Raw genomic sequence first — 657 nt, forward strand, 5'->3', positions numbered from 1 at the left:
ACTGGGGTGAAGTCGTAACAAGGTAGCCGTATCGGAAGGTGCGGCTGGATCACCTCCTTTCCAGAGCTTCTCGCAAAGTTGAGCGCTCACGCTTATCGGCTGTAAATTTAAAGACAGACTCAGGGGTCTGTAGCTCAGTCGGTTAGAGCACCGTCTTGATAAGGCGGGGGTCGTTGGTTCGAATCCAACCAGACCCACCATTGTCTGGCGGTAGGTACCTGAGGGAATCTGTACTCATGGGGGCATAGCTCAGCTGGGAGAGCACCTGCTTTGCAAGCAGGGGGTCGTCGGTTCGATCCCGTCTGCCTCCACCAATCCTCAATGACAAGCGTTCGACTTGGGTCGAGTCTTTGTCATTGGCGATTGAGCCAGTCAGAGTGATACGTAGTATGTATCGGCTGTCGTTCTTTAACAATCTGGAAGAAGTAAGTAATTTGGATAGCGGAAGCGTCTTTGAGATGGACGTGAAAACTATCCGGGTTGTGATTGTATCGATGTATCTCAAGATGATTCGAACTCTATGTTCGACTCAATTGGAATACGGCACAACGCGAGAACTCAACCTGTAGCGACTGTCGACGAGACAGACTCGTTATAGGGTCAAGCGAACAAGTGCATGTGGTGGATGCCTTGGCGATCACAGGCGATGAAGGACGC

General features: G+C 51.1%; 2 tRNA genes and 1 rRNA gene. All 3 read left to right on the forward strand.

Annotation, left to right across the window (positions count from 1 at the left end):
• Positions 1–60: ribosomal RNA gene (locus DIE04_RS29510) — 16S ribosomal RNA — on the forward strand; the annotation flags it as partial.
• A gap of 63 nt (positions 61–123) precedes the next feature.
• Positions 124–200 (forward strand) — tRNA-Ile (locus DIE04_RS29515).
• A 38-nt stretch (positions 201–238) separates the two neighbouring features.
• Positions 239–314, forward strand: a tRNA-Ala gene (locus DIE04_RS29520).
• Positions 315–657: the final 343 nt, after the last annotated feature.

It is taken from the genome of Burkholderia sp. Bp8994, assembly GCF_003853805.1.
GTDB lineage: Bacteria > Pseudomonadota > Gammaproteobacteria > Burkholderiales > Burkholderiaceae > Burkholderia.